General features: G+C 69.8%; 13 protein-coding genes. 7 read left to right on the forward strand and 6 right to left on the reverse strand.

Features of this window, described 5'->3' with window-relative positions:
- Positions 1–43: 43 nt before the first annotated feature.
- The 4 genes from VFF97_RS06045 to VFF97_RS06060 are packed head-to-tail and all read right to left on the reverse strand — an operon-like array spanning position 44 to position 3,621.
- Entirely contained in the window at positions 44–1,072 is a 1,029-nt protein-coding gene (locus tag VFF97_RS06045) for a VOC family protein (RefSeq protein WP_325032590.1), read from the reverse strand.
- Positions 1,073–1,074: 2 nt separating this feature from the next.
- A complete protein-coding gene (locus tag VFF97_RS06050; protein WP_325032591.1) occupies positions 1,075–2,169 on the reverse strand; it encodes a 4-oxalomesaconate tautomerase in 1,095 nt (364 codons plus the stop codon).
- Positions 2,159–2,869 carry a 4-carboxy-4-hydroxy-2-oxoadipate aldolase/oxaloacetate decarboxylase gene (locus VFF97_RS06055; protein WP_325032592.1) on the reverse strand — a complete coding sequence of 237 codons (711 nt, stop codon included), beginning with the start codon at positions 2,867–2,869 and terminating at the stop codon, positions 2,159–2,161. Before VFF97_RS06055 ends, VFF97_RS06050 begins: the two co-directional genes overlap by 11 nt.
- Positions 2,866–3,621 (reverse strand): PIG-L deacetylase family protein, encoded by a 756-nt coding sequence (locus VFF97_RS06060; RefSeq protein ID WP_325032593.1) that lies wholly within the window; start codon positions 3,619–3,621, stop codon positions 2,866–2,868. Before VFF97_RS06060 ends, VFF97_RS06055 begins: the two co-directional genes overlap by 4 nt.
- A gap of 222 nt (positions 3,622–3,843) precedes the next feature.
- Here VFF97_RS06060 and ligM point away from each other — a divergent pair, with 222 nt between their 5' ends.
- Complete coding sequence (gene ligM, locus VFF97_RS06065; protein WP_325032594.1) at positions 3,844–5,253, forward strand: vanillate/3-O-methylgallate O-demethylase; 1,410 nt, start codon at positions 3,844–3,846, stop codon at positions 5,251–5,253.
- A gap of 54 nt (positions 5,254–5,307) precedes the next feature.
- Here the strand turns inward: ligM and VFF97_RS06070 are convergent, their stop codons facing one another.
- Complete coding sequence (locus tag VFF97_RS06070; RefSeq protein WP_325032595.1) at positions 5,308–6,249, reverse strand: LysR family transcriptional regulator; 942 nt, start codon at positions 6,247–6,249, stop codon at positions 5,308–5,310.
- Positions 6,250–6,358: 109 nt separating this feature from the next.
- Here VFF97_RS06070 and VFF97_RS06075 point away from each other — a divergent pair, with 109 nt between their 5' ends.
- Entirely contained in the window at positions 6,359–7,717 is a 1,359-nt protein-coding gene (locus VFF97_RS06075) for an aminomethyl transferase family protein (RefSeq protein ID WP_325032596.1), read from the forward strand.
- A 3-nt stretch (positions 7,718–7,720) separates the two neighbouring features.
- On the opposite strand, the gene VFF97_RS06080 is transcribed toward VFF97_RS06075, so the two are convergent.
- A complete protein-coding gene (locus tag VFF97_RS06080; protein ID WP_325032597.1) occupies positions 7,721–8,161 on the reverse strand; it encodes a MarR family winged helix-turn-helix transcriptional regulator in 441 nt (146 codons plus the stop codon).
- A 145-nt stretch (positions 8,162–8,306) separates the two neighbouring features.
- Here VFF97_RS06080 and VFF97_RS06085 point away from each other — a divergent pair, with 145 nt between their 5' ends.
- The 5 genes from VFF97_RS06085 to VFF97_RS06105 form a co-directional block, all read left to right on the forward strand.
- A complete protein-coding gene (locus tag VFF97_RS06085) occupies positions 8,307–9,749 on the forward strand; it encodes an aldehyde dehydrogenase (protein ID WP_325032598.1) in 1,443 nt (480 codons plus the stop codon).
- 98 nt (positions 9,750–9,847) lie between these two features.
- Positions 9,848–10,972 carry an NDMA-dependent alcohol dehydrogenase gene (locus VFF97_RS06090; RefSeq protein ID WP_325032599.1) on the forward strand — a complete coding sequence of 375 codons (1,125 nt, stop codon included), beginning with the start codon at positions 9,848–9,850 and terminating at the stop codon, positions 10,970–10,972.
- 175 nt (positions 10,973–11,147) lie between these two features.
- Positions 11,148–11,609: a MaoC family dehydratase gene (locus VFF97_RS06095; protein WP_325032600.1), complete on the forward strand. Its 462-nt coding sequence runs from the start codon at positions 11,148–11,150 to the stop codon at positions 11,607–11,609.
- Positions 11,606–12,517 carry an SDR family oxidoreductase gene (locus VFF97_RS06100; protein ID WP_325032601.1) on the forward strand — a complete coding sequence of 304 codons (912 nt, stop codon included), beginning with the start codon at positions 11,606–11,608 and terminating at the stop codon, positions 12,515–12,517. Before VFF97_RS06095 ends, VFF97_RS06100 begins: the two co-directional genes overlap by 4 nt.
- Before the next feature lies 1 nt (position 12,518).
- Positions 12,519–13,033 (forward strand): AMP-binding protein (locus VFF97_RS06105; RefSeq protein ID WP_325032602.1); only part of this gene is annotated, 515 nt, incomplete at its 3' end.

A 13,033-nucleotide genomic window follows, 5' to 3' on the forward strand; every position in this document is an offset into this window, starting at 1 on the left:
GTGGCATCCGCCCCCTCTTCTGCATTCGTGAGCCGGCTCTCGCCTACTCCGACTTCTCGTCCTTCTCGGGCTTCTTGTACGCCTCGCCGCGCATCGCGGCCGCGTCGATCTCCTCCTGGTTCTCGACGAACGGGGTTCCGTGCGTGTGGAACGTCGGCACCGTCTTGGCGCCCCACGCCTGCCCCTTCGCACGCTCGGCCTGGCTCCATTCGACGACCGGCCAGTCCGGGTCGAGGATGAGGCGCGCGCCGGCGTTCGCGAGCTCGATGCGGTTGCCGCCCGGCTCCCACACGTAGATGAAGAACGTCTGGTTGATCGCGTGCTTGTACGGGCCGAACTCGATGTGGATCTTGTTCTCGAGGAAGATGTCGGCCGCCTTGAGGATGTCCTCGCGCGTGTCGGGCGCGAGCGCGAAGTGGTGGAAGCGGCCGCGCTCGCCGGTCCAGTCATCCGAGTAGACGACGTCGTACGACTTCTGCTGGAACCGGAACCACCACGCGCCGTAGCCGCCGTCGTCGAGGCGCACGCGCTCGGACTCGCGCGCCATCATGACGTCGCGCCAGAACTCGCCCGCCGCGTTGACGTCGCTCGCGAGGTAGTTGATGTGGTCCATCCGGCGCGCGTTCACGCCGCGGCCGGGGAAGGCCGACGCCTGGTTCTTGAGGGCCGGGGTGTCCTGCTCGTCCGGAACGTAGTGCTCGGTGTCGTAGTAGATGCCCATGAGGTGCCCGTCCGGGTCCTCGAACTCGAACGAGCGGCCGACGCCCACCTCGGGGTCGCGCCAGCCGTGCCCGAGGCCGGCCTTCTCGATCGCGGCGACGCGACGCTCGAGCGCCTCGGGGCTCGTCGCGCGGAACAGCGTGCGGCCGACGCCGTTCGTGTCGGACGCGGTGAGCTTCAGGGTGTAGAGCTGGTACTCGTCCCAGCACCGCAGGTACGCCGAGTCGCCGATGCGGGCGACTTCGCGCATCGCGAGGATGTCGCGGAAGAAGTGCAGGCTCTCCTCGAACTTCGGGGTGTAGAGCTCGACGCCGCCCAGGTGGGCGAGGTCGAAGTTCTCAAAGCTGGCCATGGTCATGTCCTCTCTGACGGGTGCTGAAGACGGGGACGCGCGAACGCGATCCCGTCGAAGAGCTTTCGGGCGGTGCGCACCGACGTGGACGTGCCGTGCCACACGCCCTCGTCGTCCTGTTCGACGCGCACGGTCGAGGCGAGCACGCCGGTCGGGTGCTCGATGTCGCTCGGACCCTCGTCCGGCACGCGGGCGAAGTCGGAGCCGACGGCTCCGGGGATGCGGACGCCGGCGGCGACGGATGCCGCCATGAGCACGCCCAGTGACGTGTGCACGCGCTTCGGGATGAACGCGCGCGTCGAGACCACCCCGCCGTTGCGCGGCGGCGACACGAGGATCATCTTCGGGACGGTCTGCTCGGAGACGTCGCCGAACCCGAACAGCGGCCCCGCGGCGAGGCGCACGCGCTCCACGGCGGCCGCGAGATCCGAACGGGACTCGAGCTCTGCGGGCGACTCGTCGCCGGCGATACCGAAGTCCTCGGCGCGCAGCAGCACGACCGGCATGCCGTTGTCGACGAGCGTCACCGAGTGCCCGTCGACATCGTCGGTCGGGTTGCCCGTGGGCAGCAGCGGCTTGTCGGCGGCGCCGAGCTCGAGTTCGATGCGTCCGGCGGTCCCGGGCACGCCGTCGATCGCCTCGTCTCCGTCGTAGTCAGGGCGGCCGCCGGGGGTCGCGAACACGGCGGTGGCGACGTCGCCGGTGTTGACGAGGCGGATGCGGACGGTCGTCGACTCCCCGCCGGCGGCGACCAGCCCGCGCTCGACCGCGAACGGCCCGATGCCGGCGAGCAGGTTGCCGCACGTCTGCTTCGTGCTGACGGTCGGCTCGTCGACCCCGACCTGGAGGAAGAGGTAGTCGACGTCGATGCCCGGCTCGGACGACCGCGAGACGACGGCGACCTTCGACGTGAGCGGATGCGCCCCGCCCAGCCCGTCGATCTGACGCGGGTCGGGCGAGCCCATGATCCGCAGGAGCAGCTCGTCGCGGGCATCCGGATCGTCGGGAAGATCGTCGGCGAGGAAGTACGCGCCCTTCGACGTTCCGCCGCGCATGAGCATGCAGCGGACACCGTCGCGGACCGGGTCAGCGACCACGCTCGTACTCCTCCTGCGTCACGAACGCCACGCCGAGGTCGGCGAGCACGGGGCGCAGGTTGTTGATGTCCATCGAGATCTCGCCCGCCTCGTACCGCTTGCGGTTGCCGGCCTCGCGCTCGGCGCGGGCACGCGACGCCTCGAGCGCCTCGGCCGCTCGGTCGCGGGGGACGATCGTCACGCCGTCGTCGTCCGCGACGACCACGTCGCCGGGGTTCACGACGACCCCGTCGAGGACGACCGGCACGTTGACCGAGCCGGCGGTGTCCTTCACGGTGCCCTGTGAGCTCACGTGCGCGGTCCATACGGGGAAGCCCATCGCGCGCAGCTCGCCCGTGTCGCGCACCCCGCCGGAGGTCACGTACGCACGCACGCCGCGCACCTGCATCTGGGTCGCCATGAGCTCGCCGATGAAGCCGAACGCGGAGTCGGTGGTCGGCACGACGACGATCACGTCGCCGTCCTGCGCCTGCTCGATCGCGGCGTGCACCATGAGGTTGTCGCCGGGAGCGGTCGACACGGTGATCGCCGACCCCGAGATCGCGGCACCCTGCTGGATGGGACGGATGCGCGGACCCGCGTACCCGATGCGCCCCATCGCCTCGTGCACGGTCGCCGAGCCGAACGCGGCGAGGGCGTCCACGACATCGCGGTCGGCGCGTGCGATGTCGGTGACGACGACCGGGCCGGACGCGCTCATTGCAGGACGTCCGTCACCTGCGGGAAGTACCGCACGTACGCCTCGCCCATCGTCTCGTGCGGCAGGCCGAGGTTCGGTCCGGCGTTGCGCTTGACCTGCACCCCGCGGCGGATCGCGAGCTGCGTATAGTACTCCCACATGTGCTTCTGCGCGGGCAGGCACTCCATCGCCTTGCGCTTGAGCGGGAACGCCTCGGTGATGTCGAGCAGCACGTTCGGCTTGAAGTCGCTCTGCTCGGGCTGGTGGGGCTCGAAGAAGAACACGGGCGGCGCGCCGATGATGTCGTCCTTCGTGGGGAACGAGCCGTCGCTGTTTGCGACGCCGATGGCCTGGGCCAGCACGCGTGCCTGCAGCGCCATGCGTGCGGCGGCCGGGTGGTCGCCGTTGTAGGGGTCGGCGAGCGGGTGGGTCAGCACGACGGTCGGCTGCACGCGACGGTACACGTCGACGAGCTTGGCGACGGCCTGCTCGGATTCGACGAGCGGGTAGTCGCCGAGGTCGAGGAACTCGATCTCGGCGCCGAGCGCGGATGCCGCGGCCTCCGCCTCCTCGCGGCGGATCGCCTTGATCTCGTCGAGCGACTTGCCGGCGAGCCACTGGCTGGCGGATTCACCGCGCTCGCCGAACGACAGGCACACCACGACCGCGCGCTCGCCGCGCATCGTGGCGGCCGCGATCGCGCCTCCGGCGCGCCACACGAAGTCCCCGGCGTGGGCGCTGACGACCAAGAGCGTGTTCGGATTCTCTGCCAATGCGACTCCTCTGTGCGTCGCCCGCGGCCGTCGCGGGCATCCGGCGCGCGCTCAAGGGCTCGGCGCCGAGCCCGGCCCGCCAGATGACAGCGAACCACACCGCTGGCGCGGTGGTCAAGATTCTGTCTACAATTTTGGATACCGGAATACCTCTGGACATAGGTAAATGTCGTCCGTAATATCGCGGCATCGCCCATCGAACAAGGAAGTCGAAGGAACCCCATGGCTCGCAACCTCCAGGAGCTGCTCGACGAGCACGGAAACACCGTCGAGATGCTCCGCAATTCACAGCTCGGCGCCTACATCTACCCCGTCGTCCCGGCGGAGTTCACGAACTGGCGGCGCGAGCAGATCGCCTGGCGCGAGACCGCCGTGCTCTACGACCAGACCCACCACATGGTGAACTTCTTCTTGTCGGGTCCCGACGCGCTCAAGCTCCTCAGCGACACCGGCATCAACAGCTTCGCGAACTTCCCCGTGAACACCGCGAAGCAGTTCGTGCCCACCGCCTCGAACGGCGGCGTCATCGGCGACGGCATCCTCTTCCACGAGGATGAGAACGACTACGTCTACGTCGGCCGCGCGCCGGGCGCCAACTGGCTGCAGTTCCACGCCGAGACCGGCGGCTACGACGTGGAGTTCCGCTACGACGACCGCTCCCCCTCGCGCCCGTACGGTCAGGCCGTGCACCGCGAGTACTACCGCTTCCAGATCCAGGGCCCGAACGCGTGGCAGATCATCGAGAAGCTCAACGGCGGCACGCTCGAGAAGGTCAAGTTCTTCCACATGGGAGAGATGACGATCGCGGGCGAGCGCGTCCGCACCCTGCGACACGGCATGGCCGGCGCGCCGGGTCTCGAGCTGTGGGGTCCGTACGAGCAGCACGGCAAGATCCGCGACGCGATCCTCGAGGCGGGCCGCGAGTTCGGCATCGAGCCCTGCGGCTCGCGCGCCTACTCGTCGAACACGCTCGAGTCGGGCTGGATCCCCTCGCCCCTTCCGGCCATCTACTCGAGCGAGGCCGAGCGTGCGTACCGCGAGTGGCTGCCCACCAACAGCTACGAGGCCATCAACGCGATCGCCGGCTCGTTCGTCTCCGACAACATCGAGGACTACTACCTCAACCCGTGGGAGCTCGGCTACGGCTCGTTCGTGAAGTTCGACCACGACTTCATCGGCCGCGACGCCCTCGAGAAGATCGACCCGGCCACGCAGCGCAAGAAGGTCACGCTCGCGTGGAACGACGAGGACCTCGCCAAGATCCTCACCACGGTCATCGACCGCGAGGGTCCCGGCTACCAGTTCTTCGACCTCCCGAACGCGAACTACGGCTCGTCGAACTTCGACTCCGTCGTCGACGAGGACGGCACGGTCGTCGGCCTCTCGCTGTTCACCGGCGTCACCGCGAACGAGAAGCGCGGCCTGTCGCTCGCGACCGTCGACGCCAACGTGCCGATCGGCGCCGAGGTCCGCGTCCTGTGGGGTGAGCAGCCCAACTCGAAGAAGGCCACGGTCCAGCCGCACGAGCAGATCGCGGTCCGCGCGGTCGTGAGCCCCGTGCCCTACGCGGTCACGGCGCGCACCGAGTACCACGGCGGCTGGCGCACGGCCGCCCAGAACGTGGCGGTCTGATCGGTCGAACCGGCACGACGAAGGGGGCGGATGCTGCGGCATCCGCCCCCTTCGTCATGTCCCGCCCGGCGCGTCGGCGTGGATCACGAAGAACTGACCCGACGAGCCGCGCACGGCGCGCGCCACCGTGGCGAAGAGCCAGTCCAGCGCCGCGGTGTGCTGCGTGGTCGCGCGGCGATAGAGATAGAGCTCGACGGCGGGCATCTCGAACGGGAGGGGCAGCACGCGCAGCGGCCACGTCTGCGCCCACCCTTTCGCGATCATGTCGGGCACGCTCGCGATGAGCTGCGGATCGGCCGCGAGCACGGGCGGAAGGGTTGCGAAGTGCGACACCGCCACGGACGGACGCACGTCGACACCGGCCCGCCGCTGAGCGGCCTCGAGCACGGGACGGCCCGAGTCGCTCTCGACGGTGACGTGCCGGGCCGAGACGTACGTGGGCAGGTCGAGCTCCTCGCCGGCGAGCCGGTTGCGCTCCGACATCGCGACCGCGTACGGCTGCGCCTTCACGAGCACGCGCTCGAACGGGATCGCCGCCGGGGTGATCGCCAGATCGACGGTGCCGCGCGCGAGCCAGTCCGGAAGCTGGGCCGGATCCAGCGGGACGACTTCGAGGCGCACTTTCGATGCCTCGGCCCGCACCGCCGCGAGGATCGACGGGAACCACCCGATCTCGCCGAGCTCCGACAGCGCGATGCGGAAGAGGCGCTGCGAATCGGCGGGATCGAACCGGTGCACGGAGTCGAGCGTGCGGTCGATGCCCGCGAGGGCTTCGCGGAACCCGGGGTAGACGGCATCCGCGAACGGCGTCGGACGCATGAGGCGGCCGTCGCGCTCGAAGATCGGGTCGTCGAGCTCGCGCCGCAGCCGTGCGAGCGCCTGACTGACGGCGGGCTGGGTGACGTAGAGCCGACGGGCGGCGATCGTGAGACTGCGCGACTCGTACACCGCCGCGAAGACGCGCAGCAGGTTCAGGTCCACGTCGTGGCCCGGCATCCGTCGCTAAGAAACGTTTCGCGTCGCATAAGCAGCGATTATCGCCTGGCAAGGGGAAAACAACCAGCGGTTACTAGCATGGCCCAAGACCCGAACGAAGGAGTTTGCCATGACCGAGTCCGTCGCCGACGCAATCGCACGCGTGGGAAGCGCCGTCGAGCTGCTGCGCAACTCGCAGGCGCGCCCGACGATCTTCCCGGTGACGCCGGAGTTCTCGAACTGGCGCACCGAGCAGCGCGCGTGGCGCGACACGGTCGCCCTGCTCGACCAGTCCCACCACATGACCGACCTGTTCATCTCCGGCCCGGACGCGCTCAAGCTGCTCTCGGACACCGGCGTCAACAGCTTCGCGAACTTCGGTGTCGACCGCGCCAAGCAGTTCGTCGCGGTCAACCACGAGGGCTACCTCATCGGCGACGCGATCCTCTTCCACCTCGAGGAGGACGTGTTCGACCTCGTGGGCTGGTTCATGGTGCTCGACTGGGTGCAGTACATCGGCGAGACCGGCGACTACGACGTCACATTCGAGCGCGACGCGAACTCGCTCATGCGCGAGCCGGGAGTTCCGCCGAAGCTCTACCGGTACGAGCTGCAGGGACCGAACGCGCTCGCGCTCATGGAGAAGGCGACCGGCGCTCCGGTGCCGCCGACGAAGTTCTTCCACATGGCGACGTTCGAGATCGACGGCGTCACGGTGCGGTCGCTGCGGCACGGCATGGCCGGGCAGCCAGGCTTCGAGCTGTTCGGTCCGTGGGCGGACGGCGAGCGCGTGCGCGACGCGCTCATCCGCGCGGGTGAGGGACTCGACCTCGTGCTCGTCGGCGCGAAGGCGTACTCGTCGGCGAACCTCGAGTCGGCGTGGGTGCCCTCTCCCCTGCCGGCGATCTTCTCGGGCAAGGGGACGGCGGAGTACCTCGCGTGGCTTCCCGCCACCCGGGCGGGCTCCCTCGCAGGAAGCTTCGTGTCGGACGACATCGAGGACTACTACCTCACCCCGTACGACCTCGGCTACGGGCGCAGTGTCGCCTTCGATCACGACTTCATCGGGCGCGAGGCGCTCGAGCGGCACGCGCAGGCGCCCCAGCGCACGAAGGTGACGCTCGTGTGGAACCCCGAGGACGTCGCCGCGATCCAGCGCTCGATGTACGAGCCCGGGCTGCCGGCGAAGTACATCGACTTCCCGAAGGCGCGCTACGGCACGTATCAGGTGGACCGCGTGCTCGCGGACGGGGTCGACGTCGGCATCTCGCACGATGTCGGCTACATCACGGGCGAGCAGGTGTTCGTGTCGCTCGCGAGCGTCGACGCGGCCCACGCCGAACCGGGCACAGAGGTCGTCGTCGTGTGGGGCGAAGAGCCGAACACACGCAAGCCCGCCGTCGAGGCACACCGCCAGGTCGAGGTGCGGGCGACAGTCGCGCCGGCGCCGTACTCGTCCTTCGCGCGGGAGAACTACCGGAAGAACTGAGGGTCAGCGGGTGGTCACGGGGTGACCCTCGCGGAGGGAGTGGCGGACGCGACGGAGGTAGTCCGCGAACGCCGCTCCTTCCTCTTCGGTGAATCCGGTGAGGATGAGCTGCTCGAGCTCGTCGACCGCAGGGCGCGCCTTCGCGACCGCGGCGGCGCCCTTGTCGGTGAGGTACAGCAGAAGGCGGCGGGCGTGCTCGGGGTCGCGCTCACGACGGACGAGGCCGGCTTCGAGCAGCGGGTCCATCGTCTGCGCCATCGTCTGCGCGCGCACGAACGAGCGGCGGGCGAGCTCGGAGCTCGTGATGCCGGGGCGGCGCTCGAGCACCGTGAGCGCGGTGTACTGGGCCGTGGTCATGCCGGCAGCGGCGCACGCGGCGTCGATGAACGGGCGGAGCGCGAGCTCGACCTGCTTGATGACGTACGTGAAGTTGGTGTGTTCCATGCCGACCCTTCCCCAGGCCCGATCAGGCTAGCGCCCGTCGCGATCGGACCGCACGCATTCGCGCTCTCATCCAGCGAGTGTACGCATAGCGGTCATTTCGTCGCAATGCGTGCAGATTGCGGCTTCCCGGTGTTAGCCTTCCGCTGTGCTTGAAGCAACTGATCTGCAGGAACGAATGTTCGCCGGCGGGGAGTACGTCCAGGCCTCCTCGACCGAGGTTCTCACCGTGGAGAACCCCTTCGACCGCTCCGTCGTCGGGCACGCGCCCGACGGATCGCCGGAGGACGTCGACCGCGCCGTCACTGCGGCGCGCCAGGCGTTCGACAGCGGGTCCTGGTCGGGCCTGACGCCCGCGGAGCGCGCCGACTGGATCGACCGCCTCGCCGACGAGATCGAGGCGCGCGGTGCGACCACCGCCCCTCTCGTCACCGACGAGATCGGCCAGCCCATCACGGTCGCGCGCGGCATGAACGCGATCCGGCCCGTGCAGCACCTGCGGTACTACGCGAAGATCGCGCGCGAGCTCAACGAGGAGCAGGAGCGCAAGAACGTCGATCGTGAGGGCAGCTCGCTGCACCTGCGCCGTCCGCTCGGTGTCGCGGCGCTCATCGTGCCGTGGAACCACCCGCAGTCCTCGACGACGCTCAAGCTCGGTCCGGCTCTCGCCGCCGGCTGCACGGTCGTCGTCAAGCCCGCCGCCGAGTCGCCGCTCGACATCTTCAACCTCGCCGAGGCGAGCCGCGCGATCGGCCTGCCCGCGGGCGTCATCAACATCGTCACGGGCGGCCGCGAGACCGGTCAGGCGCTCGTCGCCCACCCCGGTGTCGACAAGGTCGCGTTCACGGGTTCGACCGCGGCGGGGCGTCACATCGCATCGGTCGCCGGGCAGCGACTCATCCCCGCGACGCTCGAGCTCGGCGGCAAGTCCGCGGGCATCCTGCTCGACGATGCCGACCTCGACGAGGTCATGGCGAGTCTGCGGTACGCGTCGTTCGGCAACACCGGCCAGAACTGCGTCGCGCTGAGCCGAATCCTCGCCCCCGCGCACCGCTACGACGAGGTCGTCGACGCGCTCGTGGCGCTCGCCCGCGACCTGCGCGTGGGCGATCCGAAGGAGGAGTCGACCGAGGTGGGCCCGCTCGTCTCGGCGACCGCCCACGCGCGAGTGACCGCGATGCTCGACCGTGCGGAGGCCGAGGGCGCCACGATCCTCGCGGGCGACACCCCGACGCCGTCGGAGGGTTACTTCTTCGCCCCGCGCGTGATCGTCGACGCTGCCGTCGACAGCGAGATCGCACAGAACGAGATCTTCGGACCGGCGATCAGCGTGCACCGCTACACCGACGTCGACGACGCCGTGCGGATCGCCAACGCGACGACCTACGGCCTCGGCGGCGCGGTCTTCAGCGCCGATCCGGATGCCGCGCAGGCGGTCGCGCGCCGCGTGCAGACCGGCTCGATCGGCATCAACGGCTACCGCCCCGACCTGGGCTCGCCCTTCGGTGGCGTCAAGGCGTCGGGCCTCGGCCGCGAGTTCGGCCCCGACGCGGTCGAGAACTACCGCGAGAGCACGTCGATCTTCCGCTGAGCGGGGGTCGGGGCATCCGTCTCGACATCCCCGTGTTGAATTACAGGTAGCCTGACACTGAGCGCCGTCGCTCATCAGCTTGGTCCGAAGGAGGAGCAATGCCCATCACGTCCCGCGCCGCTATCGTCCGCGAAGCCCCGGGAGAGTTCGAGATCGCCGAGGTCGAGGTCGGCGACCCGCGACAGAACGAGATCCGGGTGCGGATGGTCGCCGCCGGAATGTGCCACTCGGACTACCACATGATGACCGGCGACAGCGTCGCGGGCCACCTGCCCATGGTGTGCGGGCACGAGGGCACCGGCATCGTCGAGTCCGTCGGCCCGAACACCCCCGGGTGGGAGGTCGGCGACGCCGTCGTGTTCACGTGGATCCCGAGCTGCGGCAAGTGCCGCTGGTGCACGTCGGGCATGACGAACCTGTGCGACCGCGGCCGTTTCCTGCTCGCCGGCCACCGCTTCGACGACGAGGAGAGCTACCGCTTCGCCCTGCCCGACGGCACCGAGGTCGGGCAGATGTGCCAGGTCGGCTCGTTCTCGGAGTACACGCTCGTCTCGGTCGACTCCGCGATCAAGCTGCCGAAGGACGCCGACCTCGAGAAGCTGTGGCTGCTCGGATGCGGCGTCGGCACCGGGTGGGGCAGCGCGGTCTACGCGGCGGAGACCCAGCCCGGCGACGTGGTCATCGTGATGGGCATCGGCGGCATCGGCATCAACGCGGTGCAGGGCGCGCACCACGCCGGCGCGGTCGCCGTCATCGCCGTCGACCCGGTCGAGTTCAAGCGCGAGTCGGCACTGAAGCTGGGTGCGACGCACGCGTTCGCGACGATGGACGAGGCCGCCGACTTCGCGCGGTCGATCACGAACTGGCAGGGCGCCGACCGCGCGATCGTCTCGGTGGGCGTCGTGGAGGGCGAGCACGTCGCCCAGGCCGTGTCGGCGATCCGCAAGGGCGGCGTCGCCGTCATCACGGGGATCGCGCCCGATCGCGAGACGAGCATCCCGATCAGCCCGCTCGAGCTGACGCGCTACCAGAAGCGCATCCAGGGCACGATCTACGGCCACGCGAACCCGCGCGCCGACGTCCCCCGCCAACTGCAGATGTACGAGGCGGGGCAGCTCAAGCTCGACGAGCTCATCACGAAGATGTACACGCTCGACGAGATCAACCAGGGCTATCTCGACATGGTCGAGGGTCGCAACATCCGCGGCGGCATCCGGTTCTGACCCGCTGTCGCCCACAGGCTCCGGCCGCCCGAACCATCCACTCGGGCGGCCGGTTCCATTCTGCGGAAGGGCGCTTTGGCACTCGGCAGATATTTCAGGTAGCCTGACAATCGAGCGAAGACGCTCCGGAGCGCGGCGCCCGAGTCGCGCGACGCGAAGCAGCGAGTGAGGTGTGATGGCCGAGAACGTCGTGTCCGCGACCGTCGATGAGCTGCCCGAGCTGGAAGGCCGCACGTTCGGTCCCTCCAGCTGGCGGCCGATCACGCAGGAGGAGGTGAACCTCTACGCCCAGCTGTCCGGCGACGACAACCCGATCCACATCGACGAGGACTTCGCCGCGTCGACCCCGTTCGGCACGCGCATCGCGCACGGGCTGCTGACGCTGAGCCTCGTCGTGCCGCACATGCGTCAGATCTTCCAGATCACGGGCGCGAGCATGGGCATCAACTACGGCATGAACAAGGTGCGCTTCCCCGCGCCCGTGCCGTCCGGATCCAACGTCCGCGTCCACGGCCGCGTCGCGAGCGTCACCGACGTCGGCGGCGGCTGGCAGATCGAGGTGCCCGTCACGTTCGAGATCGAGGGCGTCGAGAAGCCCGCGTGCGTGGCCGAGCTCGTGCTGAGGTACTACAAATGAGCGCTCCTGACAGCATCCGTCTCGACGACAAGGTCGCCATCGTCACCGGCGCGGGCCGCAGCCTCGGCCGCGCGTACGCGCTCGCCCTCGCCGACGCGGGAGCCGCCGTCGTCGTGAACGACGTCGACGCCGAGACCGCCGCCCAGACCGTCGCCGACATCCACGCCGCGGGCGGCCGCGCCACGGCCGTGGTCGCACCTGTCGGCCCGACCGAGACCGCCGACGCCCTTGTGGCAGCCGCGGTCGAGACCTTCGGCCGCCTCGACGTCCTCGTCGCGAACGCCGGCGTGCTGCGCGACCGCGTGCTGTGGAAGATGGGCGACGACGACTTCGACATCGTCATCGAGACCCACCTGCGCGGCTCGTTCACGACCGGCCGCGCCGCGGCGACGTACATGCGCGACAACGGGATCCCCGGGCGCATCATCCTCATCGGATCCCCCGCGGGGCAGTTCGGCAGCTTCGGCCAGACGAACTACGCCACCGCGAAGGCGGGCCTGGTCGCAATGGCCCGCACGTGGTCGCTCGAGCTCGCGCGCGCGGGGATCACCGCGAACGCGGTCATCCCGACGGCCCTGTCGCCCATGACCGCGACCATCCCGGCGTACACCCAGGTGTACGAGGACTACGTCGCGGGCAAGGGCATCCCGGCCCTGTACCGCCGCGACCACGCGCTCGGCACGCCCGAGGACGTCGCGTCGCTCATCGTGTGGCTGGCATCGGATGCCTCGGCCGGCGTCACCGGACAGGCGATCGGCATCGGCGGCGACCGGCTCACGCTCTACGCGCACCCCGCCGTGCTGCGCACGATGAACCAGGACGGCGGTTGGTCGCCCGAGCAGATCGACGAGGCCTGGCGCACCGAGCTCGCCGCCGACGCGCAGCACTCCGGACCTCCGAAGGACTGACATGCGCGCGCACTACGCCGACATCTGGCAGGCGGTCGCGCGCGCTCTGCCCGACCGCACCGCGATCCTCACGATCGACGGCGAGGAGTGGACGTACTCGCGCTTCGCGCGCGAGGCGGGCGCGCTCGCCGCGACCCTGGCGGCGCACGGCCTCAAGACCGGCGATCGCGTCGCGATGCTCCTCTACAACCGCCCCGAGTTCCTCATCACGCAGTTCGCGTGCCTCGCGGCCGGGTACACGCCGGTGCCGCTGAACTTCCGCCTTCGGGCGGGAGAGGTCGCGGCGCTGCTCGACGACTCGGGCGCCGCCGCGCTCGTCTACCCGACCTCGCTGACGTCGGTGGCGGTCGATGCCGAGGAGCGGGCGGATCACGACGTGCTCCTCATCTCCGTGACGGACGACGACACCGCTGAGGCGCCGGGCCTCGCGTGGAAGGACGCGGTCGCGGGCGACGCACCGCTGCCCGCCGCCGCGATCGACGGCACCGAGCTGTGGATCTACACGGGCGGCACCAC

The sequence above is a fragment of the Microbacterium sp. genome, assembly GCF_035687345.1.
Taxonomy (GTDB): Bacteria; Actinomycetota; Actinomycetes; order Actinomycetales; family Microbacteriaceae; genus Microbacterium.